The 24,732-nt window shown below is 57.5% G+C and carries 24 protein-coding genes; 16 read left to right on the plus strand and 8 right to left on the minus strand.

Annotated features, from left to right (window positions below; translation table 11 throughout):
• Positions 1-68 precede the first annotated feature (68 nt).
• Entirely contained in the window at positions 69-464 is a 396-nt protein-coding gene (locus ACIPR4_RS06210) for a (R)-mandelonitrile lyase (RefSeq protein WP_013567801.1), read from the minus strand.
• A 431-nt stretch (positions 465-895) separates the two neighbouring features.
• Here ACIPR4_RS06210 and ACIPR4_RS06215 point away from each other — a divergent pair, with 431 nt between their 5' ends.
• The 11 genes from ACIPR4_RS06215 to ACIPR4_RS06265 all read left to right on the plus strand — a co-directional run bounded on the left by ACIPR4_RS06215 (position 896) and on the right by ACIPR4_RS06265 (position 11,469).
• Positions 896-2,383: a sulfatase family protein gene (locus tag ACIPR4_RS06215; protein WP_013567802.1), complete on the plus strand. Its 1,488-nt coding sequence runs from the start codon at positions 896-898 to the stop codon at positions 2,381-2,383.
• Positions 2,384-2,600: 217 nt separating this feature from the next.
• Positions 2,601-3,428 carry a peptidylprolyl isomerase gene (locus ACIPR4_RS06220; protein ID WP_013567803.1) on the plus strand — a complete coding sequence of 276 codons (828 nt, stop codon included), beginning with the start codon at positions 2,601-2,603 and terminating at the stop codon, positions 3,426-3,428.
• Entirely contained in the window at positions 3,425-4,381 is a 957-nt protein-coding gene (locus tag ACIPR4_RS06225) for a formylglycine-generating enzyme family protein (protein ID WP_013567804.1), read from the plus strand. Before ACIPR4_RS06220 ends, ACIPR4_RS06225 begins: the two co-directional genes overlap by 4 nt.
• Positions 4,382-4,438: 57 nt before the next feature.
• Positions 4,439-6,244: a mechanosensitive ion channel domain-containing protein gene (locus ACIPR4_RS06230; RefSeq protein WP_144312334.1), complete on the plus strand. Its 1,806-nt coding sequence runs from the start codon at positions 4,439-4,441 to the stop codon at positions 6,242-6,244.
• A gap of 111 nt (positions 6,245-6,355) precedes the next feature.
• A complete protein-coding gene (locus tag ACIPR4_RS06235; protein WP_013567806.1) occupies positions 6,356-6,937 on the plus strand; it encodes an anthranilate synthase component II in 582 nt (193 codons plus the stop codon).
• The gene (locus ACIPR4_RS06240) at positions 6,934-7,848 is read left to right on the plus strand and encodes a hypothetical protein (protein ID WP_013567807.1); all 915 of its coding nucleotides are present in this window, start codon (positions 6,934-6,936) and stop codon (positions 7,846-7,848) included. The genes ACIPR4_RS06235 and ACIPR4_RS06240 overlap by 4 nt, the downstream gene beginning before the upstream one ends.
• Before the next feature lie 87 nt (positions 7,849-7,935).
• Complete coding sequence (efp, locus tag ACIPR4_RS06245; protein WP_013567808.1) at positions 7,936-8,496, plus strand: elongation factor P; 561 nt, start codon at positions 7,936-7,938, stop codon at positions 8,494-8,496.
• An 85-nt stretch (positions 8,497-8,581) separates the two neighbouring features.
• The gene (locus tag ACIPR4_RS06250; protein WP_049780785.1) at positions 8,582-9,493 is read left to right on the plus strand and encodes an alpha/beta fold hydrolase; all 912 of its coding nucleotides are present in this window, start codon (positions 8,582-8,584) and stop codon (positions 9,491-9,493) included.
• Positions 9,490-9,774: an acylphosphatase gene (locus ACIPR4_RS06255; protein WP_013567810.1), complete on the plus strand. Its 285-nt coding sequence runs from the start codon at positions 9,490-9,492 to the stop codon at positions 9,772-9,774. The genes ACIPR4_RS06250 and ACIPR4_RS06255 overlap by 4 nt, the downstream gene beginning before the upstream one ends.
• Positions 9,775-9,801: 27 nt before the next feature.
• Positions 9,802-10,341, plus strand: coding sequence for an adenine phosphoribosyltransferase (locus tag ACIPR4_RS06260; protein ID WP_013567811.1), 540 nt, complete (start codon positions 9,802-9,804; stop codon positions 10,339-10,341).
• 84 nt (positions 10,342-10,425) lie between these two features.
• Positions 10,426-11,469: an NAD(P)-dependent alcohol dehydrogenase gene (locus ACIPR4_RS06265; protein ID WP_013567812.1), complete on the plus strand. Its 1,044-nt coding sequence runs from the start codon at positions 10,426-10,428 to the stop codon at positions 11,467-11,469.
• A gap of 50 nt (positions 11,470-11,519) precedes the next feature.
• On the opposite strand, the gene ACIPR4_RS06270 is transcribed toward ACIPR4_RS06265, so the two are convergent.
• Complete coding sequence (locus tag ACIPR4_RS06270; RefSeq protein ID WP_245536470.1) at positions 11,520-11,696, minus strand: hypothetical protein; 177 nt, start codon at positions 11,694-11,696, stop codon at positions 11,520-11,522.
• A gap of 92 nt (positions 11,697-11,788) precedes the next feature.
• On the minus strand, positions 11,789-12,247 hold the full coding sequence (locus tag ACIPR4_RS06275; RefSeq protein ID WP_245536471.1) for a hypothetical protein: 459 nt from the start codon (positions 12,245-12,247) through the stop codon (positions 11,789-11,791).
• A 167-nt stretch (positions 12,248-12,414) separates the two neighbouring features.
• Between ACIPR4_RS06275 and ACIPR4_RS06280 the strand changes: the two genes are divergently transcribed.
• Genes ACIPR4_RS06280 through glmM form a run of 4 tightly spaced genes read left to right on the plus strand, consistent with a single transcriptional unit; the run spans position 12,415 to position 16,242 of the window.
• Positions 12,415-13,125, plus strand: coding sequence for a tetratricopeptide repeat protein (locus ACIPR4_RS06280; RefSeq protein ID WP_013567815.1), 711 nt, complete (start codon positions 12,415-12,417; stop codon positions 13,123-13,125).
• 2 nt (positions 13,126-13,127) lie between these two features.
• Positions 13,128-13,352, plus strand: coding sequence for a DUF2905 domain-containing protein (locus tag ACIPR4_RS06285; protein WP_013567816.1), 225 nt, complete (start codon positions 13,128-13,130; stop codon positions 13,350-13,352).
• A 35-nt stretch (positions 13,353-13,387) separates the two neighbouring features.
• A complete protein-coding gene (gene xseA / locus ACIPR4_RS06290) occupies positions 13,388-14,902 on the plus strand; it encodes an exodeoxyribonuclease VII large subunit (protein WP_013567817.1) in 1,515 nt (504 codons plus the stop codon).
• On the plus strand, positions 14,899-16,242 hold the full coding sequence (gene glmM / locus ACIPR4_RS06295; protein WP_013567818.1) for a phosphoglucosamine mutase: 1,344 nt from the start codon (positions 14,899-14,901) through the stop codon (positions 16,240-16,242). The genes xseA and glmM overlap by 4 nt, the downstream gene beginning before the upstream one ends.
• 3 nt (positions 16,243-16,245) lie before the next feature.
• On the opposite strand, the gene ACIPR4_RS06300 is transcribed toward glmM, so the two are convergent.
• From ACIPR4_RS06300 to ACIPR4_RS06325, 5 genes are all read right to left on the minus strand, one after another.
• Positions 16,246-16,629, minus strand: a complete 384-nt coding sequence (locus tag ACIPR4_RS06300; protein WP_013567819.1) for an RNA-binding S4 domain-containing protein — start codon at positions 16,627-16,629, stop codon at positions 16,246-16,248.
• A gap of 55 nt (positions 16,630-16,684) precedes the next feature.
• Positions 16,685-17,581 carry a hypothetical protein gene (locus ACIPR4_RS06305; protein WP_013567820.1) on the minus strand — a complete coding sequence of 299 codons (897 nt, stop codon included), beginning with the start codon at positions 17,579-17,581 and terminating at the stop codon, positions 16,685-16,687.
• A 179-nt stretch (positions 17,582-17,760) separates the two neighbouring features.
• Complete coding sequence (locus tag ACIPR4_RS06315; RefSeq protein ID WP_013567821.1) at positions 17,761-18,180, minus strand: DsrE family protein; 420 nt, start codon at positions 18,178-18,180, stop codon at positions 17,761-17,763.
• Positions 18,181-18,207: 27 nt separating this feature from the next.
• A complete protein-coding gene (locus ACIPR4_RS06320; RefSeq protein ID WP_187290256.1) occupies positions 18,208-19,299 on the minus strand; it encodes a glycoside hydrolase family 76 protein in 1,092 nt (363 codons plus the stop codon).
• A gap of 10 nt (positions 19,300-19,309) precedes the next feature.
• Positions 19,310-20,515 carry a GGDEF domain-containing protein gene (locus ACIPR4_RS06325; RefSeq protein WP_013567823.1) on the minus strand — a complete coding sequence of 402 codons (1,206 nt, stop codon included), beginning with the start codon at positions 20,513-20,515 and terminating at the stop codon, positions 19,310-19,312.
• A 512-nt stretch (positions 20,516-21,027) separates the two neighbouring features.
• Here ACIPR4_RS06325 and ACIPR4_RS06330 point away from each other — a divergent pair.
• The gene (locus tag ACIPR4_RS06330; RefSeq protein ID WP_013567824.1) at positions 21,028-24,570 is read left to right on the plus strand and encodes a TonB-dependent receptor; all 3,543 of its coding nucleotides are present in this window, start codon (positions 21,028-21,030) and stop codon (positions 24,568-24,570) included.
• Positions 24,571-24,732: the final 162 nt, after the last annotated feature.

Here is a 24,732-nt window from a genome sequence, read left to right on the forward strand (position 1 = left end):
GCAAAAAGCACCGCTCATTCTTAGAATGAGCGGTGCTTTTGGTTATAATTTGCGCACAAGGTTTTGTACTAAGCCATGTATTGCTCATCGGTCACATGTTCCATCCAGTCGACGGCCTTCCCGTCGAGCTTCTCCGCAATCGCGATGTGCGTGATCGCTGTGGTCGGTGTCGCTCCGTGCCAGTGCTTCTCACCCGGAGAAAACCAGACCACATCCCCGGGGCGAATCTCCTCGATGGGTCCACCCTCTCGTTGAGCCCATCCGAAGCCCGCCGTTACGATGAGCGTCTGGCCCAGCGGATGCGTATGCCATGCCGTGCGTGCGCCGGGCTCGAAGGTGACGATGGCTCCTCCAACACGTGCTGGTTCGGTCCCCTGGAACGGCTGGTCCAGGCGTACTGTTCCTGTAAACCACTCTGAAGGTCCCTTGGCTGAAGGCTGCGAGCCGATACGTTTGATTTCCATCGTGATCTCTCCCTTTTGGTAGTGGAGCATAAATTTATGCGACGAAACTCTTCGTCGTGACGGTCAACGACTAAAGGCTTGTTTTTGGCGGGGCTGTTACACTTTCATGAATGGACTTGATGGACATCTTTGTTCTTTCAAACGGCTCGAACCTGGAAACAGACTCGCCGTCCATGCTTCAGTGTGTTTGCCGCTGTTGTTCTTGTCGGTAGAACTTCCGAATATCTCTGCTTTTGCGATTCGCTAAGTGTTGAGATTGAAATGCGTTTCACCTTCCATATGCTGGGAAGCACATCATTCTGTTACACCGTCTCTCTTCCCTCCTAAATTCCGTTTTGCCCTCGAAGCCGAACTGGTTCGGTCGCGAAACGGAACATGAACTCTTGGCAGTGCCGAATCATACTCATATCTATTTCTGAAACGAGAGCGACTTGAATCGACGCGACTTTATAGGACTTTCCTCCTCGGCCGCCGTACTTGCGGCGACACGGGCACTTCCCGCTGCTGCCTCGAAGAAGGGCGAGGGGCGTCCGAACTTCCTTTTCATGATTGCGGATGACCTGATGTTCCGTACGATCCGGGCGATCAACAACCCGGAGGTGCATACCCCGAACCTCGACAAGCTTGTCCAGTCGGGCACGCACTTCACGCATTGCTTTCACCAGGGGTCGTGGACAGGTGCCGTCTGCATCGCCAGCCGGACGATGCTGAATACCGGCTTGACCTGCTTTGAGGCGAGCAAGGTCGAGATGCGTGACCAGTCGAACAACAGTGTGCCGTCGTGGGGTCAGACCCTTCGCGAGGCGGGCTATGACACCTTCATCACAGGCAAGTGGCATCTGGACGCTGTGACCCTGTCGCGAGCGTTCTCCGAACAATCCGCCGTGGGGCCGGGTTACCTGGCTTCGACCAAGGACATGTACGACCGCCCTGCACCCGGCAACACATGGGACCCGGCGAACAAGTCCCTGTTGGGCCACTGGCAAAAGCGTGGCATCTGGAAGAACGAACGCGATAATAACGACATCGAGCACTCCAGCGAGATCTACGCCGACGCTGCCATCGAGCACCTCGGCAAGGTTGCAAAGCGCGATGCGCCCTTCTTTATGTACGTCGGCTTCAATGCACCGCATGACCCGCGCCAGGCGCCTCAGGAATATCTGGACCTGTACCCAGCGGATAAGATCGCCATCCCTCCAAACTACCTGCCAGAGCACCCATTCGATCAGGGAGAACATAAGACGCGCGACGAACTTCTTGCGCCTTTCCCACGTACGCAGCATGATGTGCAGGTCCATCGCCGCGAGTATTACGCGATCATCTCGCACATGGACGCGCAGATCGGCCGCATCTTCGATGCGCTCAAGAAATCGGGCAAGGCCGACAACACGTACATCATCCTCACGGCCGACCACGGCCTCTCCGTAGGAGAGCACGGCCTGATGGGCAAGCAAAACCAATACGAGCGCTCCATGCGCATGCCCCTCATCCTCTCCGGTCCCGGCATCAAGGCAGGGAAGCAGGTAGATGAGATGGTCTACCAGCACTCCATGTACGCCACAACCTGTGATCTTGCGGGCGTACCGATTCCGGCGCACGTCGGTTTCCCCTCGCTCGTTCCAATGTTGAAAGCCGAGAATCCGCAGCCAGTGAACGATGCCATGTTCGGCTGGCTGAACGTGCTTCAGCGCTCAATACGGACGAAGCAGCACAAGCTCATCTTCTACGCTCCGATCAAGCGCTATCAGGTATTCGACCTGGAAAAAGACCCATGGGAGACGCACGATCTGGTCGACGATCCAGTCTACGCGCAAATCAAAGTCGAGCTGATCGCCAAACTCAAAGCGAAGCAGAAAGAACTCGGCGATTTCATGGACATCGAAAACACGCAGAAGGTACCGGAGAAGTTCGACGGTTGATCTTCAAACCTTTGCTCCAAAATCGGTTGCGCCCAACGGCAGAACGGCCAAAGGTCGTCGACCACTATGCAACGCATCCACCGAACACTGCTTTTCCTTTCTCTTCTGGTGCAGATCGCTGCACGCATCACGTTCTAACCTCTTTCAGGTAGGGGCCCGTGCACCGTTGGCGGGCCCATACTTTGAAAGAGCAAGCGAAGCATGAAACAGTAACGATATGGCGTACCTGGTAAATGGCGAGTTGGTGAGCGATGAGCTTCTCTTCGGAGAGTTCCATCATCTTGGCGGCTCGTCGATCGATCCCTCCCAACCCGGCGCGGAACATGAAGCGCGTGTGCTGCGACAGATGGCAGAACAGCGCATTCTCAGTGCAGTTCTGTTGCGGCAGTTGGCCGTGGGAGCAGGGATCACTGCGTCCGACGAAGAAGTGGATACACGCCGTCGCGCACAGTGGGGAACATCCAGTGCGTCAGTGTGCGGGCCTGGCGTCTATCTTGCCATTCGCGACAATCTGTTGATTGAAAAATATTCGCAATGGCTCACGCGTCATGAGATGCGGCCCTCGCGTGAGGAAGTCGAGCGCTACTACGAGCAGCATCGCGTGGAGTTTCATCAGCCGGAGCGGATCGAAGTCGCGCACATCATCTGCAACATCGACCGTCCGGAGGATCGCGCAGTGGCTCAATCGAAAATGCAACAGGCCGAGATGGAGTTGAACACAGGCAAGCCATTTCAAAAGGTGGCTGAGAAATACTCAGACTGTGGCGGCAAGGTTCCGCTGGGCTGGATCACGCGCGGCGTTATGGTCGAAGAGTTCGATGAAGTCGTCTTCACACTGAAGCGCAATGAGCGCTCAGAGATTTTTTCTTCGCGCTTCGGTCTGCACATTGCTACCGTGCTGAACATTAAACCCGCAGGCTACGAGCCACTGCAGGAAGTAAAGCTCTCCATCGCCAAACGCATGCTGGAAGAGCGGCGACAGAAAACTGTGCGCCTCGCTGTGGATGAAGCCACGCGACGTGCCGTAATTGAGGTAGTGGCATGAACAAGACTCCTTCACCGTGCTGCGTTCCAAGCAAAGCCCGCGCCGAACGTCTTGAAGCTTCGCAGGTGTACACCCAGCAGCGAAGCCGCGTAACCAACGGTTCGACAGAAGAGATGGTTCTGCTCAACGGCGGCAACTTTCTCATGGGTACGGACTACGCCGCAGGTTTTCCTGCGGACGGTGAAGGTCCGGTGCGCCGCGTGACCGTGTCGCCTTTCTGGATCGATCGATACACGGTGCGCAATCGCGAATTTGAAAAATTTACAGAAACTACAAACTACCAGACAGAGTCGGAGCGCTTCGGCTGGTCTTTTGTTTTCGAGGGAGATCTGGCTGATGAACTCAAAGTATCTCAGCAGGTGATCGGCGCCGAATGGTGGCGACGCATCGAGGGTGCGGACTGGCGACATCCCGAAGGGCCGCAGAGCCACATCGATAGCCGAGCCGATTATCCCGTCGTGCATGTCTCGTGGAACGACGCGTCCGCGTATGCAGTGTGGGCAGGCAAGCGGCTTCCCACAGAGGCTGAATGGGAGTTTGCGGCGCGCGGCGGATTGGAACAGGTTCTCTATCCCTGGGGCGACGATCTGACGCCGGAGGGCGAATACCGCTGCAACACATGGCAGGGAATCTTTCCCTCGTATAACTCTGCGGAAGACGGTTTCGCGAGTACCTGCCCTTCTGACTCCTATCAGCCCAACGGATACGGCCTCTATTGCATGACGGGAAATGTGTGGGAGTGGTGCGCGGACTGGTTCGATCCCGAATACCATGTACACGCTACGCACATCGATCCGTTAGGACCTCCCCTCGGTTCTGCACGTGTGCTCAAGGGTGGTTCTTATCTGTGCCATAAGTCCTACTGCAATCGGTATCGCGTTGCAGCGCGGTCCTCAAACACCCCCGACAGCGCGACGACGAATATGGGCTTCCGTTGCGTACGGGATGTGTAGTTTGATCTCGTACATGTTCCATACGTATCTTTGTCCATCGCAATGCGAAAATGGGGAATGAGTGATGCTGAGCAGGTTGAAAGTGTAAAGGATGTAGCAGGCAAGAAGAGTCCGCTGTTTGGACGATGGGCTACCGGATCTCTTCTCGTGTTGGCTGCGTTGCTGGTTGCCGGGATCATCTCCGCGTGGCGCACGAATGATGTGATGGCGAATCTCCCCTTTCTGCAGAAGGGTGGGAAGACAGGTGTATTAATCGCCAAGCAGAAGACACTCGTAGATGAGACTCCGTGGTCAACGGCACAGGCCATCGCCGCGCAGGCCGTCACACAGGAAGAACTCTCATACGCGCATGAAGCAGAGCGACTGGCAGACCATGATGTGGACCAGGCCTTCGCCGCAGCGCTGCGCACCGCCACGCTCCGGCAAAAGACGCTCACGGGCGCTGCCCTCGAAACACAGCAGCGTGTCGCGGAATTGGAAGCCACCGTCGCGTCGGATGCAGCTTCTATCAAGGACCTGACGGCCAAGGGCGGCGACGATCTGGAGATCGCGCAGGCTCAGCTAAGTTTGGATCAGGATGAACTAAGCGATGCGCGGGAAGACCTCGCGCGCGCCTCCGGTGATCGACGCGGTGAGATTCAGCAAGAGTTAACAGCGCGGCAAGCGGAGATGAAGAAGTTCGACGCCTCGCAGGGCACAGGCGAAATGGCTGCGATTTCGCTCAAGCGCTATCGCACGCTGGCGGGCCTGATTGGTGGGTGGCTTCGACAGAACCAACGCATCGCTTTACTCAATAGCGCAAAGGCTGCCTCAGATCAGGCGGCAGCGAAATTCAACGCAGAACACGACAGGTTAGAAGCCGTAGTGAAGGGGCAGAGCGGTGACGCCACGGATGCCACCGCAAAGCGCGTCGCCGGCCTGAAGCGCCTGAGCCTCGAACGGCAACTCATGAGCATCTATGACGATCGCGTTGAGACCGAACAGCGTCTTGCGGGCGTGTATGACAAATGGGCCGCACAGGTCGCGCTGCAACACCGGCTCCTGGAACATCTCATTGTGGTGCAGGCCACGTGGATTGCGGTCATCCTGATCGTGGCGATCCTGATCAACGCCGTGGCGCGTCGATTTACAGAACATGAGTCGCTCGACCGGCGGAGAATGAGGACACTGAGCAGAATCTCCCGACTGGTGATCCAGGTGCTCGCACTTCTCTCTGTGCTGCTCGTGATCTTTGGTCCACCCGATCAGATATCCACCGTGATCGGTTTGGCCACCGCTGGGTTGACGGTAGCGTTGCAGGACTTCATCCTGGCCTTTGTCGGTTGGTTCGTCCTGATGGGACGCAGCGGGATCGACGTGGGAGACGTCGTCGAGATCGACGGCGTAGCGGGTGAGGTTGTGGAGATCGGTCTCTTTCGCACCACGCTTCTGGAGACGGGAAACTGGACGGCCAAGGGACATCCCACCGGGCGTCGCGTCGCCTTCAGCAACAAGTACGCGATCAGCGGCAAGTTCTTCAACTTCTCAACGGCAGGGCAGTGGATGTGGGACGAACTTACTGTCACCGTGCCGGAGGATGAAGATACCTACGCGACCATTGAGCGTGTGCATAAAACCGTCGCGGCCACCACTGCGGACGATGCGCGACAGGCAGAGAGAGAATGGAAGAAGGCATCCAATGTCCACGGACTTGGAAGCTTTACCGCCGAGCCAGCGGTGAATCTACGTCCCTCCGGAAAAGGTGTCGACCTGGTCGTGCGCTACGTCACGCGGGCCAGTCAACGATTCGAACAGAGAAACAAGCTTTATCAATGTGTGCTGGAAACCATGCACGCCCCCAAGGACGTAACGACACCGAAGTAAGTCATGCGGCAGACCGTCGATCTTTCGCAAATCGTTGAGCTGGTGATGCTTCAGGATGGAACTCCCCCGTAACCCGATGTCGATCCCGCATCCCGAGTAAAATAAGAGGTCATGGTATTTGTTCTCGACAACTACGACTCCTTCACCTACAACCTGGTCCAGTACATGGGCGAACACGGTGTAGATATCGTCATCCGTCGCAACGATGAAGTCACGCCCGAAGAGGTTGCGGCCATGAAGCCCGACCGCATCCTCATCTCCCCCGGTCCCTGCACCCCGCAGGAAGCGGGAGCGTCCATCGGGATCATCCAGCACTATGCGAAGAACAACATCAGCACGCCAATTCTGGGCGTTTGCCTCGGCCACCAGGCCATCGGCGCAGCCTTCGGCGGCAACGTCATCCGCGCGCCAAAACTGATGCACGGCAAGACCAGCCTTGTCGAAAACGATGGCAAGACGATCTTCAAGGGTATACCGCACGAAATCACCTGCACACGCTACCACTCTCTCATCGTCAGCGCAGAGGGTCTGCCCGATGAGTTGGAGATCTCCGCCCGCACACGCGACGAAGCAGGCGACATCATCATGGGCCTGCGTCACCGCACTTTGCCCATAGAAGGTGTCCAGTTCCATCCCGAAAGTGTTCTTACTCAGCACGGACGCGAGATCATCGCCAACTTCTTAGCCCTGTGATTCTTCAGCCGCACCTCCGCCAAACGTTGCCGACGCTCTTCGCAGCGTTTCTCGGCATGGCTTGCTGCGGAAAGTCTCATGGTCAAAAGCCGATCGGCACACTCTCCACAAACGACGCGCAGATCTCCGGAACGGTGAACGTCCAACGCAACTCCGCCGAGATTCAGAGCAGCGGAACCGTGACTGCAGGCGGCAGGACCGCCGAAATCTCCCTCACCCGTGGTGGCAAAGTCCTTATCTGCACCACCAGCACGGTGCATCTCACGCAGAGCAATAACGAAAACGCTCCTCTGCTGTTGGCACTCAATCGCGGAGCCTTTGAGATCCACATGAGCGCCAACGCGCAGGACGCGATTCTCACCCCCGACCTCCGCTTCGATCTCTCGGAAGCGGCTCCGCTCGATCTCCGCATGCGCGTTACGCCCAATGGCGACACCTGCGTCGAAAATCGAGGAAAATCTGCTCCAGTGCTGCATGTCACCGAGCAGTTCGGCGGCGGCGGGTACTTCATTAAACCTGGCCAACGTGTCCTCTTTGAGCACGGAAGCGTGCGCGAAGTCGTCGACCGCGAAAGCTCCAACTGCGGCTGCCCGACGGGTCTCGTCGCCTCCAGCAATGACCCCAAGGCATTCCCCGAAGCCGTCAGCCAGGGCCTCACTCCGCCGCACGTACCGCAGGCTCCTCCGGGAGAGATGCACGCGCAGGTCTCCGCCACCATCGCCTACAACGGCAACGAACCCGTCCCAACCGATACGGCAGCGGCCCCCACGCTCTCCGCAACAAGCGCACAGGCAAGCGCCCCAGCTCCGCAGCAAACCACCCTTCAGCCAGCAGAGCGGCCGAAGGCGCCAAACCCCTTCCGCGCCATCGGTCACTTCTTCCGCCGGATCTTCGGCGGCGGTGGGAGCTAAGCCTCGTAGGCTACAATCGGAGTGCTAAAGACGTGCGTTTGCTCCGTCTTTTCACGTATTTCTAAAACGGAATCAGGAGTTTTTCTTATGAGTATCCCCGCTACCCAGATGCGTCCGGGCATGATCATCAAGCACAACAACGTGCTGCACTCTGTCTTCGCAGTCGAGCACCGCACCCCCGGCAATCTGCGTGCGTTCATCCAGGCCAAGCTGCGCAACCTGACGTCCAACGCCATGTTCGAGCATCGCTTCCGCTCCGGCGACGCCATCGACCGCGTCATCGTCGACGAAATCGCGATGGAGTACCTCTACAACGACGGCGACGACTACTACTTCATGGACACGCAGAACTACGAGCAGACGAACCTGAAGCGTGACACCCTCGGCGACGCTGTAGAGTTCCTGATTCCCAACCTCAACATCAGCGTCAGCTTCTACGACGGGAAAGCCGTCGGCATCGAACTGCCGGGAGTCGTGGAGATGACCGTCATCGAAACTGAACCCGGCATCAAGTCGGCAACGGCCTCCTCGGTCAGCAAGCCTGCCAAGACAGAGACCGGCCTCGTCGTTCAGGTGCCTGCTTTTATCAATGAAGGCGAAAAGATCCGCGTCGATACCGCCGAAGGTGCCTACATGAGCCGCGCATAAATCCTTCGCAACTTCCATCAGCGCGAAGCTTCGGCTTCGCGCTTTTGCTTGCGATACGGATCGTGACAGGTGCATCCTAGAGGGCATGAGTATGGAACGCGTCAAGACTGAGATGTTGCATCTGGCCTATGAAGACAGCGGCCCTAAAAAAGGCGAGCCCGTTCTCCTTGTACACGGCTGGCCGGAGTCGCCCCGGTGCTGGGATGGTGTTCTGCCTCTCCTGCATAAAGCGGGCTATCGCACAATCGCGCCCTACCTCCGTGGCTATGGACCCACGGGGTTTCGCTCGCATCTGATCGGGCGCAATCCCCGGCGCACAGGACAGGCTGTGGCCTTTGCTCAGGATGTCATCGATCTCGCCGACAAGCTCAAGCTGACCACCTTCGATTTCGTAGGACACGACTGGGGCGCACGCACAGGCTATGCTCTGTCGGCTCTCTTTCCCCAGAGGCTCAAGAGTCTGACTGCACTCTCCGTCCCCTTTGTGCCAGGACCGATGAAGGTCACCAGTCTGCCGCTTGCTCGGGCGCTCTGGTACCAGTGGTACCTCTGCAGCCATCCGGGAGCCAGGGACTTCGCACGCAACCCCATCAAGTTTGCCCGCATGCAATGGGAGACATGGAGCCCTGAAGGCTGGTTTACAGAAAGCCAATTTGAAGAAGCAGCAAAAAGCTGGGCCAGCGAGGACTTCATCGAAGTCACGCTCCACGCCTACCGTTCACGTTGGGGACATGCACCGACAGATCCGAAGTACGACCTTCTCAACGATCGTTATGAAAGCACCTTGTCCCTCCCTACACCGACGTTATTGATTCATGGCCTTGAGGATCGCTGCGATCTGGCCGAAACGACCGACGGCGCAGGACGCAGCTTTACCGGGGGCTACCGCCGCGCGCTACTCGACGGAGTCGGACATTTCGTATCGCGCGAGGCTCCCAGGGAGACTGCCCAGGAGATCCTCTCGCACCTCGCCTACGTCAGAGAGGTCAGGGCATGATCGTTCGTCACTATCAGGTAGAGGGTCGCGTCCAGGGCGTGGGCTTTCGCTGGTATGTCCATCGCGAGGCGGCCGAAATCGGACTGCGCGGCTGGGTGCGCAATACCCATGACGGTCACGTGGAAGCCGTGGCCGCAGGCGCGCCAGAGCAGATCGAAGAACTGGAAGTAGCCCTTCGGAAGGGCTCACGCGGAAGCCGTGTGGACCGCGTGCGCATTCACGATCTCGAAGATGCCGAAGCGGAAAAACTAGGACAGTTCCAGATCGAAGGGGCCTGGTGACGTCGCAAGGTCGTCTAAGATAAGGAAATGCAAAACGCCATCAACTGCGAGCCCTTGAAGGACCTTGTCCGTACCGTTCCCGACTTTCCCAAACCCGGAATTCTCTTCTACGACATCACCACTCTCCTCAAAGACAAGGCCGGATTTGCGCAGATGATCGATGCTCTGGCGGCGCATTACATCGGCAAGGACGTCGATCTCATCCTCGGCATCGAGGCACGCGGATTTATCTTCGGACCTGCAATGGCCTACCGCCTGAATGCAGGATTTGTGCCCGTGCGCAAACCGAAGAAGCTCCCTGCCCCAACCGCCAAGGTGACCTACGATCTTGAATACGGTTCCGACTCCCTAGAAATTCACCTGGATGCGATTGAACCCGGCCAGCGTGTGGTCATCGTGGATGATCTTCTGGCAACTGGCGGCACCATGCAGGCGACCGTGCAACTGGTGAAGCAGCTTGGCGGCGAAATCGCGGGACTCGCCTTCGCCGTAGAACTAGACTTTCTCCGCGGGCGCCAGAAGTTTGCGGAATATGACGTCTTCAGTCTTCTGCATTACAGCGAATAGCCGGAATCGATAATTCTTCCCGCCGCATCTAACCTATGGATGCGGCGTTCTGCCGTCTGCCAAACCCCAGGAGATTCTTCATACATGCTTCCCTCTCACGGATACGCCGCGCATAGCGCGACTGAATCTCTCGTTCCCTTTAAGTTTGAGCGTCGCGATGTTGGTCCCGATGATGTCCTGATCGACATTAAGTTCTGTGGTATCTGCCACTCCGACATTCATCAGGCTAAAAATGAGTGGGGCAACTCCCTTTACCCGATGGTTCCAGGACACGAAATCGTAGGCGTGGTGACCCAGGTCGGTGCCAACGTTAAAAAGTTCAAGACCGGCGACTTTGCCGGTGTGGGCTGTATGGTCAACTCCTGCAAGGAGTGCGATAGCTGCACCGCGGGAGAAGAGCAGTACTGCGATCGTCAGCAGATCGTCTTCACTTACAACTCAAAAGAGAAGGATGGAAGCCTGACTTTTGGCGGTTATTCGAATCAGATTGTCGTCAATCAGGAGTTTGTCCTCAGCGTATCTTCCAAGCTGAATCTGGCAGCCGTAGCGCCGCTTCTTTGCGCGGGCATCACAACGTACTCTCCCCTGAAGCATTGGAACGTCGGTCCCGGGATGAAGGTCGGCGTCGTTGGCCTTGGTGGTCTGGGTCATATGGCACTCAAGTTTTCGCATGCCTTCGGCGCTAAGACTGTACAGTTCACCACCTCCCCCGGCAAGATTGCAGACGCGAAGGCCCTGGGCGCGGATGAAGTGGTCGTCTCGAAGAATGCGGACGAGATGGCAAAGCACGCCGGCACGTTCGATTTCATTCTGGACTGCGTCTCCGCAGAGCACGATGTGAATGCCTATCTCGCACTCCTTAAACGCGATGGTGCGCTTTGCCTCGTAGGAGCCCCCGAGAAACCAATCTCCGTCGCCGCATTTTCCCTGATTCCAGGGCGCAAAGCGGTCGCAGGATCGACCATCGGTGGCATTCGCGAGACGCAGGAGATGCTGGATTTCTGTGCGGAGAAGGGAATTGTCTCTGACTTCGAGATGACGAGCTTCGACAAACTGGATGAGGCCTATGACCGTGTACTTAAGAGCGATGTAAAGTACCGCTTCGTTCTGGACACCACGACGCTGTAATCACGGATCGGCAAGACAAAGGGCGAGGACGCAACAGCGTCTTCGCCCTTTTATCGTTCTTCTGTAATTTGGAGGGTATCTCCAGCGGCGAGATATTTCTTCCTGAGAAACCAGGCTTCCATCTTTTCCCGGAGCAGATCCAGCGGAACGCGATGACCCGCCTCCATTACGCCATCCGCGATGGGCAGTGTGTCGTCAAAGATCGCGTCGTTCGTGAAATTTCGCATGGCGAAATTGTCGATCCAGCCCACAGGACAGGGAATTGCCTTGCCTTCGGGCGAAACGTATTCCACATGCAGGGTGTGTGCGAACACGCCGGTTAGTCGACCGCGAGTTCGCCCATCAGCAACTCGGGTTTCACATTGGAATCGATCACGGGCAGCGAGGGCAGCAGGGCAGTGCTTCCAGCTTCGCGAACCACAGCCTCCACGTTTTCCAATACTTCCTCGACCGTCATCGTGTAGATCTCGCGCCCGTTGTCGTAACCGTTCTCGACGATGGTCTTGAGATACCGTCCCGCAGCCTGCGCGGCGGCGTAATCGGTGATCACGAAGCCCGTCCGGCGCTTCTGTTCGATCCACGCGGTGTTGGGCATGGCGATCCACATGGGCCGTCCGTTCACGGCAAAACGGATGTCGGTGGCGTCTGCATGGCGCGTGGCGATGGCGACCATCGTCGCCTTCCAGGTGCAATGCAGGTCTTCGCCGGTCCAGCGGTCGGTCACATGGAAGTCTTCATACATGCTGTAAGCGTAATGGCTGGGCAGGACGGAGAGCAAGCGGCTTGCGGAAGGTTGTTGCCAACTGTGTTGCTGGGCAAGGATTTGCGCTGGTAGACTTGAGGGGCTGCTGTGGTGTGCGTTCTGGCTCGACCGGGATTGCCTCCGCCCTTCGAAGACCCCTCAAAATGGATCGAAGCAGACACTTTTTGCAAGAAGGAACACCCGTGGAAACGCACATCCGTTCGACCAAGCCAGACCTCGCCCACACGCCTACTATTGCGGACTGGGCCAACCAGAATCGCCAGAAGCTCGTTTTCGCGGTTTCGGCGCTGCTGGTCTTGATCCTCGTCGTGGTCGGTTCCGTCTTGATCTACAACACCCGTTCCGCCAGCGCGCAGCAGCAGTTTGACGCCGCTATGCGAACCTACGAGTCGCCCGTCGCTTCCCCAGGACAGCCACTTCCTCCGGGAACGAAGAGCTTTTCTTCCGATGCGGAGAAGGCAAAGCAGGCAAACAGCGAATTTTCTGTCGTGGCCGATAAGTACGGTATGACCTCCGCCGGTCGCAACGCCAAGTACATGGCCGGAGTCACGGCTGCGGAGAGCGGACAGACCGCCACCGCCGAAAAGACGTTGAAGGAAGTCGCTTCCGGCTGGAACGGCGACACCAGTTCGCTTGCTAATTTGGCCCTCGCGCACCTCTACCGTCAGAGCGGTCGCGACGCCGATGCAATTGCGATCTACAAGCATCTCAGCGAGAAGCCGACGACCGTCGTTCCTGCAGGCCTGGCTCAGATGCAGCTCGCCGACCTCTATGAAGCGGAGAACAAGCCCGCCGAAGCCAAGAAGATCTATGCGCAGCTGAAGGACAAGGACGCGAAGTCCGCCGCTGGCGAAATGGCCGCGCAAAAGCTCTCCGGCGCTCCGGTTCAGTAAGCATGCAGGACCTCGGACGGCTGCTTCTGGGCGCAGGATTACTTCTCTGCGTCCTCGGAGCAGCCGTTCTTCTCTTTGGCCGGATGGGCGTGCCCCTCGGCCGCCTACCCGGAGATATGAATTGGCGTGGCAAAGGATGGTCTGTTTCCTTCCCGCTCATGACGTCCATCCTCTTCAGCGTCGTCCTGTCGCTTTTGTTCTACCTCTTTGGCCGGATCCGCAGATAACAAGACTCCGCTCCGCTGCTAGACTTTCCTTTGCTATGGCTGCTGACGAATCCACGCCGACATCGCTGGCCGCGTTTCACAAGCGCCCACGAAAAGCCGCGCCCGCCCGCCAACCCGCAACTACAGACGTCCAGGGACAACTAGGACTCCTCTTTGTAGAGCAGACCGAACCCTCGCCGAAGATCGCCAAAATCGACCCGCCCAAAAAGGAACGCAAGGTCTGGACCGTGCGCTCACTCGTCGCGGATCTGCGTGGACACGTGGAAAAGGACTACTCCGACGAGTGGGTGGAAGGCGAGATCTCCAACTGCCGCTCGGCACCCAGCGGACACTTTTATTTCACGCTGAAAGACGGCGATGCGCAGTTGCCGGTAGTCCTCTTCCGCAGGCAGGCGATGCTTTTGCGTTGGAAACCGGAGGATGGCCAATCGGTCCTCGTGCGCGGAAGCGTCTCTGTCTACGAGAGTCGCGGCCAACTGCAGCTGATTGCAGAGACACTGGAGCCTCGCGGCGAAGGTGCATTGCGCCTGGCCTACGAACAACTGCGTCAAAAGCTTCTGGCCGAAGGTCTCTTCGACGCCGAACGCAAGCGCGCTCTTCCGCGTTTCCCCAAAACCATTGGAGTCATCACTTCGACAGCGGGTGCTGTCCTGCGCGACATCGCCAACATCTCCAAACGCCGGCACGCCTGCCTCAACCTGCTCATTTATCCGGCCCTGATGCAGGGCGCGGAGTCGGCCGACGAGGTACGAGCGGCCATCGCTTACTTCAATTCAGAAGCAGCGCCCAAAGTAGACCTGATCCTCATCGCACGTGGCGGAGGATCGACGGAAGACCTCTGGGGATTCAACAATGAAGCCCTCGCGCGCGCCATCGCTGCGAGTGGTCTTCCCGTTGTCTCCGCCATCGGACACGAGACCGACTTTACGATTGCAGACTTCGTCGCCGACCTCCGAGCGCCCACCCCATCCGCTGCTGCCGAACTCATCACCGAGCATCAGCACCGCGTAGGGGAACAGGTCGACATGCTGGAAACCAGGCTGGAGCGCGCGATGCGCTATCAGCAGATGCATGCGCGGCAGAGCTTTGCTCGGCTTAACTCCGCAATCGCAGTGAGCCGTGTGCGCGACGCCGTAGAACGCCGCCAGCAGCATGTCGACGCCCTGCGCTTCCGCGCGGAGAATGCCATGTCCACCCTGCTCCAGCGGCACAATGTCCTCCTGACCGGGGTGCAGCACAGGCTGGCGCGGCAGGATGCCGGACGTCGTGTGGATGCGGATCGAAGACTCTTTACGCTGTTGGAGCAAAGATTGGGCGCGAGCATGATCGCTCCGTTGCAGCAGATGCGTATGCATCTAAGGACCGAGGACGCACGTCTGCGCGCCTTGAGCCCGGAATCGGTGCTGCGTCGCGGCTACGCCCTGGTCTTCGACGCGAAGGGAAGATTGTTACGGAACGCCGCAGAGGTTCAGGATGGTGATGCTATCGTGGCCAGGCTGGCGTCCGGCGAGATTAAAGCCCGCGTGACGGACGACGAAGGAAACGCATGAGAAAGCTGTTTGGGACCGATGGAATTCGTGGAGTGGCCGGTGTCGCTCCTTTGGATAAACGCACGATCTTCGCCATTGGCGTGGCCATGGCGCATCACGTGACCAGCGATGGAGCACAGCCGAAGATCATGCTCGGCATAGACACACGCGAGTCCAGCGAATGGATCTCTGCCACCATCACCGCAGGTCTCCGCAAGGGCGGGGCCGCCGTGGAGAGCGCGGGCGTAATCACCACGCCGGCCATTGCCTTCCTCACGCGCACACACGGCTTCAGCGCAGGCATCGTCATCTCTGCGTCGCACAATCCCTGGCAGGACAACGGCATCAAGGTCTTCGGTCCGGATGGATACAAGCTCGCGGATGCTACCGAACTTGCCATCGAAGAAGAGATCTTCAAGATCCTCGCCTCCGATGTCCTCGAGACGGAAGCCGTACCGCCAGAGGTCGAAGAGTCCGATCGCGCCGAGTATGTGCTGGCATTGAAAGCTGCTGTGGACGGCCTCTCGCTCGATGGCAAGCGGATCGTGATCGACTGCGCCAACGGAGCAGCGTCCTCCGTTGCGGCCCAACTCTTTGCCGGTCTGAGCGGTGAAGTCCGCATTCATAACGCGAGTCCCGATGGCCGCAACATCAACGAAAACTGCGGTGCTCTGCATCCCGAAGTCGTCGCGAAGATGGTTCTCGCGGAAAAGGCCGATCTAGGCATCACCTTCGACGGCGATGCCGACCGCGTCCTCTTCGCAGATGAGAACGGCAAAGTCGTCAATGGCGACGCCGTCATGCTCCTCGCCGCGCGCGATCTCAAAGAGCGCGGCCTGCTTCAGGGCGATCTCGTCGTGGCCACCACAATGAGCAATATGGGGCTGGAAGCCGCACTGAAACGCAGCGGCATCCGCATGGTGCGTGCCAACGTCGGCGACAAGTACGTACTCGAACAGATGATCAAGACGGGCGCATCGCTCGGCGGAGAGCAGAGCGGACACATTCTCTTCAGCGGCCGTTCCACCACGGGAGACGGTCTCCTCACCGCACTCCTTCTGCTGGACATCCTGCATCGCTCGCGGAAATCCCTTGCCGAACTGACCAGCGATCTCAAGGTCTTTCCGCAGGTCATCGTGAATGTGAAAGTGCGCGAGAAGAGAGCACTCGACACCATTCCGACCGTGGTTTCTTCGATCTCAGCCGCCGAAATCGATCTCGCGGAGAGCGGTCGGGTGGTCATCCGTTACTCGGGAACGGAAGCCTTGGCCCGCGTCATGATCGAAGCAGAGGATGAAGCGCTGATGCGGCAACATGCCAACGCCATCGCCGCGGCGATCCAGACAGAGCTTGGACTCTAGCTTTCAGTCTCCCCGGAAGCTATGAATCATGCGGCGGTCCTTTTTGGTCGGGCGCACGCTCGGCTCAAAGTGGGCCAGAGCCTTACGCTCTGCTTCAGCTTTGGCGCGTAGTTCTCGGCTGGCTTTCGTCTCTTCAAAGAGCGTCTGTGCTACCGTCGCCGGGCCGCGCATTTCGCTAAGGAGAAGAACTTTCACCTCGTAATCTCCGGCGGGAGAGCTGATCCGAAGCATGTCTCCTACGCGAACATCGCGTGCTGGCTTCGCCGTATGCCCGTTGGACTGGACGCGGTTCAGTTCGCAGGCGCGAGCCGCCAGCGCGCGGGTCTTGAAGAAGCGCGCTGCCCAGAGGAACTTGTCCATGCGGATGGAATTGGAGCTTTCGGGCATTGACCTTCGCTTGCTGATGTTTCAGGACTCAATGAAATTCTAACGTGGCCGCGCGTCAGTTCGGTACATACCGGTTAAGGATGTGCTGACCATCGCTTCTGTTAATCAACCAGCGCAGCTCACCATTTTTGAAGTCAAGGCCTTCATACTCTCCAGAAAAAGGAGCCTGATGCAGCTTCCGTTCCTCGCCATCCGCCAGACGCAGCCCGTACAGCCCACCGTTGTTGTCGGCGATATAGAGAAAGCCGCCGTTATAGGTGATTCCCTGGATCAACGCGACCGGCGTCGGAAGCGGGATCGTGCGTGTGAGTTGGAAGCCGGGCAGGGAATAGACAAAAAGCTTTCTGCCATCGCAGTAGGAAGAGACTACAGCCTCGTTCGTATCCGGCAGGATGGTGATGCTGGAGGTCTCGTGGTGGCTCAGGGTGATATCCGTGAAGTAGAGCCGGTTGAGCGTTTGTGCGTCAAAGACGACAATCGCGGCGCGGGAGGGTGGCGCTGCACACCCCTGCCAGTTTTCTACGATGCCGTAGACCTTCCCTGCGTAGTAGGCTCCGTCACCCAGATGGATCGTGCCATCGATCAGGGGACTGTAGTTCGCCGCGACGGGGATGTTCTGGAGGTAAGAGCTACTCTTGAATAAAGCTCCGGTGTCGAAAAAGTAATGCGCGTCCGCGCCGTCCGTGGCATAGCCCTGGTAAACCCCCGTGTTGCCCGATTGACCGATCCACGTGAAGCCATTCACCCAGGCTGGCAATACTGTGGGGGAAGGGTCGGGAGTAGTCGGCGCAGAGGGTGAAATGACGGGGCTTCCGGGTTGTGTCACAACCGTGGCGCAGGACGCGAACGCGGCGCAACCGTCCACAATCCCCGATCCGCAGCCAGCGAGGGGAAGCAACAGCAGAAACAACGGCCCGCGAAACCAGGAGCCGAAAGAACAGATGCGAACCATGATGCGGCAGACCTCGAAAGAGAAAGCAACACAGAGTGACCATGCGCTCGGCGGTGCTCAGATGGAGCAAAGGTGCATGTACTTTGGGGACAATCGAAGCATACATCTACCGGCTAAAAGTCGCCATACAATCCGCGGCTTTCCTATCAGGTCAAAGCGCTTTCAATAAAATCCCATAGTTACCGGCCCACTTTCACGTAGGCCCATCCCGCCTCTTGCTTACGGACCAGTTCCACAACGCCGGACGGGACAGATGTGACGCCTGGCAGCAGGTCGGCCTTCGTGAGATTGTGGCCCCGCATGGCGTTTTCGCAGGCGACAAAGTGGACGCCGAGCTTCAGCAGGTCGGCGAGTTGCGGTGCGGTGGGCGCGCCCTTGGCCAGGATGGAGATACCAGGGCCGTAGGCGAGCACCTCGACTTCTGTGGCTTCCGGCTTGATACCCGAGAGGAAGTGATCGGCGAGGACCATCGCCGTCTGCCAGTCAGCTTGATCGCCGGAGGTCACAACGAAGACGACGTGGTGGGTTTTGCTTTTCGCGTGAAGCGGCGTGATGGCCAGGGCAAGGGCACAGAGAAGAAGGAAAGATTTCTTGAACATCTGTCCATCATGTCATTCTTCTCGGTATCAGGGTTTCGGAGGTCTGCCTTGTTCCGCTTTCCTCGTCGCGATCAAAAGATCCAGAGCAGAGCTTTGAATGCCAGCGTTCGTGTGCGTGTAGGGTCCGGACCATCGTTCGTCGAATGCGGTTTTCGGGCCTTGCGCCTTTTCCCAGAGTGACTGGCTGTTGCGCTGTAATGCGTCTCGGTAGGTTTGGGAGATAGGAAGATCTGAAAGGTTGCGAACGAAGATGCCTTTGAACTGAATGCCATCTTCGCCGCAGTTGGGCTCGCAGGGATCGTGAAGCACCCCGGCAGGATCTACCAGATGAACCAGCGTAGCCGAGGTGATGGTATTCGCGGTGCTGATCGCCGTTGCATCGTGGTTGAGTGCCGCGAAACCAGCAAGTGCACCCAGAATGACTCCCTGGTTATACGTCCAGGTGGTTTTGCCATTGTTCTTGCACTCTTTGGTCAGACCGTCGTTAATCAGGTGATCGGAGTTGATCATGCCCGTTTGCCGAAACCACTTCCACTCACGTTCGGCCCAGTCGCGATAGGCAGCTTGTGGTGCGCCCTGGGTGCGAAGGGCGAGAGAAGTTGCGACGGAGAAGAAAAGCTCATTCGCGATGGCGTTTTTATATGCGCGCTTCTTGCTCCACCAGATGCCGCCGTCGCACGTCTCGTCCCAGCCGGTGGTCATGTCCTGAAAGATGGCCTCTGAGGTCTTGAGGTACTTCTCGTCCTTCGTGACGTCATAGACGCGGATCCATGCCAGCGCCCACCAACCTTCATCGTCATAGAACTCGTTGAGAAAGCCCGGGAACTTTTTGGGCGCTTGCACAAGTGTGTTTTCGAAGACAGGAAAGTACCGGCGAGTGTGAAGCGTAAGGGACAGGTCCGCCAGTGTAGTGATTGAGTTGGCCGAATTCCACCACCCAGCCGTGCTGTAAAGGCCGGTTGTCTTGTTGTAGTCCCTCTGTAGCTGTTTTGCCGCTGCAGTGAGCTGTTTTGGAGAGGCTTGTGCGATTGCGGGTATGGCAAGGAGGCATGCAAAAAGCAGGAGTCTGCGCATGCCCAAAGGATACAGGTCGGAGATGTTGCCAGAGGAACGCGGCAAGCTTTGTTCGCTACGGACGTACTTCAATACTGATTGCGTCTGGAAGCGCGATGCCAGCAATGTCATCGAAGCCGGCCCGCACAAGATTGCCGCCGGATCGCTTGCCTGTGTAGAGAGCCTGGTCGCACATCAGGAGAAGATCATCCCAGGTGGTAGCAGAGCCCCGTGCAGAGGCGAGACCGAAGCTTGCAGTCACTTTGGTCTGAACCTCGCCGTAGACGATCACGAGCTCGGCAACGCAGGAACGGAGCCGTTCGGCAGTCTCTGCCGCCTCTTCTATGGGGGAGCCAGGAAGCAGAATGGCAAACTCGTCTCCTCCCAGGCGGGCGAGATGATCCGTCTTGCGCAGGCCCTTCTTGAGGCACCCTGCCACAGCGATCAGGGTAGCGTCCCCACAATGGTGCCCATAGGAGTCGTTGACCGTCTTGAAGTCATCCAGGTCGATGACGATGGCGCACAGGGGTGTCAGAACCTTACTGCAAAAAGCCAATTCCCGCTCCGCCGCCAGTTCCATGGCACGACGGTTGAGTAACTTCGTGAGTGGATCGGTCGAAGCCTGCGTCTCCAGCTCCGTTCGCAACAGGCCTGCCGTCATCCAGACATAGGCCACCATGGCGCCACACTGCAGGCAGGAGTTGGCGATCAGAATCGATTGGAAAAAATGCCCGGCACGCAAATAGTTTGAGGGTGCTCCCCACGAAGTCGTTCCAAAGAGCCGGACCAGATTAGTGCAGGCTAGCGCCGCCATAACTAATGCCATCGGCGTCCCGATCGGGCGGAGGGTCCCATCCTTCTTGCGGCAGATAAAGATGGCGATATGGGCCTGCTGGCAGCAGAGCACGATGCTGTAAGCGATCAGTCGCGCCTGTGTGTCGGGATGGATCAAGCCATATTGCACCATGGTGACGACCGCCACGACGATGCAGCCCAGTTGCCAGTAAATCTGTGAGGCCCTTCGTCCGAAAAGTGCGGCAAGAGACAGGAAGAGTGAAAAGTAGCCCGCAACCACAAACAGATTCCCCCCCAGTATGGAGAGACCATCCGGTATGTGTCCGCGAAGCGCAACGGCGATGGCGCCCAGAAGAGCGAACAGGTTGTAAAGAGAAAACCAGTGGATGCCGCGTAGACCTTTATAGGTCAAGGAGTTTGTGACCGCCAGAAGGGTATAGAGAGCCAGCAGCCATACATGCTCGAGATGTAAGACGTGGATCTCCATGGCTCTTCTCTACTCCATTGGTACTTCTGACGTGTGACCCTACTACAACATAACCTGTGGGGATGGATTGCTAGTGTAACGCAGCCAACCTATCTCTTCAGGAGAGAAATAGATAGTGCAACTTAAGGTAATAGATTTGGTGCGCCCTCGCGAATCGGCTCGATCCCCGATCGGTAAGCCGCAGGTAGGTGTACCCCCACCTTTCTCCGTCCATCGAATAAAAACAGTGGTTCAAAGAAGCAAAGGATTAGACACTCAACTAAGGCAATCTCTCTGCATGCTTACGCATGCTTCCATCGATGTAAAGGTAAAATTAACGTAAGATACGTTGTTCGCTACGCTTCGTTAATCCTTTTAAATCAATATGTTACAGTAGCCATCCTATATTTACCGTAAGTCCCTTGCGACCCTTGATCGCTCCTCCCTAAGGTGTGCTCGAAACGAATGTCCCTCTCTTGTCGTTCCCTATTGAATGGCAGGTAAAGGGATCTCGTTTTCAGAGAGGCCTTTCTATGAACATGATTCACAAAGTTGAACCGGCATCGAACGCCGGGCGACTCTATATGAGCGATGCATCTGAGCATCGCCTGCGAACATTGGTGAAGCACCTCACGCTTCCGCTGATGATTCTCTTTCTTGCAACCATCTCCGCACTGGGCCAGCTGACCACATCCGACATCCTGGGAACCGTCACCGACAGCACCGGTGCAGAAATAACTAACGCCACCATTACCATCCGCAATTTGGATACAAACGATACCCGCACCGTGAAGACCAACGGTAACGGTGACTACTCCTTTAATCTTCTCCAGCCAGGTCACTACAACATTCGCATTGAAGCGCCCGGGTTCAAATCTTCGAATACGGCAAGCCTCGCGGTAGAAGCTGGCGATCGAGCCCGTGCCGATGCCCATCTCGAACCCGGAGCCTCCAGCGAAACCATCACCGTCGAAGCGCAGACGCCGCTACTCCAGGCAGACACGGCCACCGTCAGCTCCACCGTTACGGCAAAGGCGGTACAGGACCTTCCGCTCAACGGTCGTAACTTCGTTCAGCTGGTTCAGCTCACCCCAGGTGCGAACGAAGGTCCCGGTAATGGTCTCTCCAGTGGCGGCCGTCCAGACGATCGTCGCTCCAATGCAGCTGGCATCTCGGTTAACGGGCAGGATGACACCCTCAACAACTGGGTAGTCGACGGCATCGATGACAACGAACGCATCATCGGATCCATCGGTGTCAAACCGAATGTCGAAGGCATTCAGGAGATCACCGTGCAGACGAACAGCTACGCGCCGGAGGCCGGCCGTACCGCCGGAGGCGTCATCAACATCGTCACCCGCTCTGGAACGAACCAGTTCCACGGCAGTGTCTATGAGTTCTTCCGGAATGACATCTTCGATGGGCGCAGCGTTCTGCAGACCAGCGGAGACAAACCCCGGCTTCGGCAGAACCAGTTTGGTGGCAGCATCGGTGGTCCGGTCATCAAGGACAAAGCTTTCTTCTACTTTGACTACGAAGGTCTGCGGCAGGTCGTAGGTCTCACCTATACCAAGACTGTCCCTACGCTTTCCGAGTACAACGCCATCAACAGTATCGGCGGAAGTACGCCCCAGTCTCTGTTGTCAGCCGACAACGGTACGGCAGGGCTTCCCATTGACCCGATCGCGCTGAACTACCTTAAACTCTTTCCGGCCCCCAATGCTGGACCCGTCGGTCAATTGACCAACAACTACATTACAAGTCCCAGCAAAACCCAGAGCAGCAACACCTATGATGCTCGCGTTGACTTCAAACTCAACGACAGCAATCAACTCTTCGCGCGTTTCGCATACAACACCGTAACAACGTTCACCCCTCCGGGTCTCGGCACGCAGAACGGTTTACAGATCAGCGGCGGTCGGTACGACTTCGACGGTCCCGCGACCGATATTGCGCAGCAGTATGCTCTGGGCTATACCCATATCTTCAGTCCCAGACTAGTTCTCGACCTCCGGGCCGCGTTCACCCGAATCAACAATCTCTCTCTTCCGCTTAACTACGGAAAGGGCGCGGACACACAGGTCGGCTTTCCTGCGGGACACATAGCATTTAGTCCGTTCGCCGATTCGCTTACTCCCGTTTCTGTAGGTCCCTTCGCGGATATTGGAGACGGTGCCTATGTTCCTCTGCAGGACATCGACAATACCTTCCAATACCTCGGAACCATCAGCTGGACGAAGGGCAACCACAACATCAAGGCCGGGCTCAGCTTCCTTCGTCGGCAGGCGCGTAACGTCCAAAGCGCTTCCGCGACGGGTGCCTACCAGTTCAACCTTCCAACAGACACCGTCAACGTGCCGGTCGTCACGAATGCGAGTCTGTTGCTCCAGCAAGACCATCAACTTGCGTCTACACTCGTGGGAGCTTTCGCAAGTACTACGCGTAACTTCAACCTGAGCCCCCCTGACTACCGTAGTTACGAACCCAGCGGCTTCGTGCAGGACAGCTGGAAGATCACTCCAAAGCTAACCTTTATTTACGGTCTTCGTTACGATGTCTTTACGCCCTTCACCGAAGCGCATAACCGGATTTCGAACTTCGACTTCCCGCAGGCACTCACCCTCAATGCACAAAACATCAGCTCTGCTTTGAAGATCGCTGGCCAGAACGGCGTCGACTCCAAGGTGAATATTCCCACCGATTACTCCAACGTTGCTCCACGCGTCGGCTTCTCCCTGTCGCTCGCGCCTACCACTGTCCTCCGCGGCGGCTACGGCCTGAGTTTCTTCCCCGGCAACTACACCTCCAACGCCGACCTGAAGAACGCGCCATTCACCTCCAACTTCAGTCCGGCCTGCCAGTCTCAGATTGCTGTAAACATTGAAACTGCGAAAAACCAACTTGCTGGTCAGAATGGAAGCTGCGCCGCCATCCCAGGCGCACCATCTACTCTGGCTCAGGGACTGCCGGTTCCAGCCGCTCCGGACATCACGAACCTGGCCGCTATTTCAGGTCTCTCGTTCGTAGCCGAAGCTCCTAAGTTTCGTTCGGCTCTCATCCAGCAGTTTAATCTGCAGGTGCAGCAGCAGGTCGGTCCGAACGTCTTCACCATCGGCTACGTTGGAAACATCGGTCAACATCTGCCGGAGTCCATCAATAATATCAACCAGCCGAAGCCCTATAACCCATTGGCACCGGTAGGAAGCGCGGCCAATCCCGTAGGCGGAGCGCGTCCACTCAATTCGGTACTTCCGAACCTCTCCGGCGTCAGCTATATCGACAGCGGAGGCGTCTCGAACTACAACGCTCTACAGGCCTCTTTCCAGCGTCGCTTCGTGAGAGGTCTGGCCTTCGATGCGAACTACACCTGGGCCAAGGCGCTCAGCGACATCACTGGCTTCTCCCAGCAGGGAAGCAACCAGGGTTGGAGTAACGCCGATCCTACGCGCATCCGTCAGATCGAATACGCCATCGCAGAAAACGATATCCAAAATCGCTTCGCTCTCTCGCTGAACTACGAGTTCCAGTTCGGAAAGAGCTTCCAGGGTTTCAAAAGAGCGCTCTTTTCCGGATGGCAGGCAAATACAATCACCGTCTGGCAGAGTGGTAAACCCTTCACGATCACCAGCACTGGAAGCGGTGTCGACAATCCCATTGAGAGCGATGGCAAACCACATGGCTTCAGCAATCGCGCCACACCGCAGAACAGCGGAGGCAACGATCGTCCCAACCAGCTTGGAGACGCGCGCGGCTCCAAGTCCAACAGTCAATTCTTCAATACAGCTGCGTTCGCTCCGCAACCACTCGGAACGGTGGGATCCGCTCAGCGCAACTCGCTGTTTGGCCCCAACTTCCGCCATGTGGATCTCTCTCTCTTCAAAACCTTTCCTGTCACAGAGCGTTTGAACGTGCAATTTCGTGCGGAAAGTTACAACATCTCCAACACGCCGAACTTCTACATCGGGAACGGCACCTCCACGTCACAGTTTGGCAGCGCGACCTTCGGTCAGATCTCACAGACCGATCCAAACTACACCCCAAGGCTGTATCAGTTCGCCCTCAAAGCGCAGTTCTAACCCAAACGTATCGACCCATCGGCGAGAGCATTCCGTGCTCTCGCCGATGGATCATTTAACTCTCAAATCAACCAAAGAATTGGGTGCCCTTTACATCGCGCTTTCGCGATGTGTGGGCTATGCGCGAAGCGCGGTGCAGGAAAGATTGCGCGGGAACCTCAC

Origin of the sequence: Terriglobus saanensis SP1PR4, assembly GCF_000179915.2 — a bacterium.
Lineage (GTDB): Bacteria > Acidobacteriota > Terriglobia > Terriglobales > Acidobacteriaceae > Terriglobus > Terriglobus saanensis.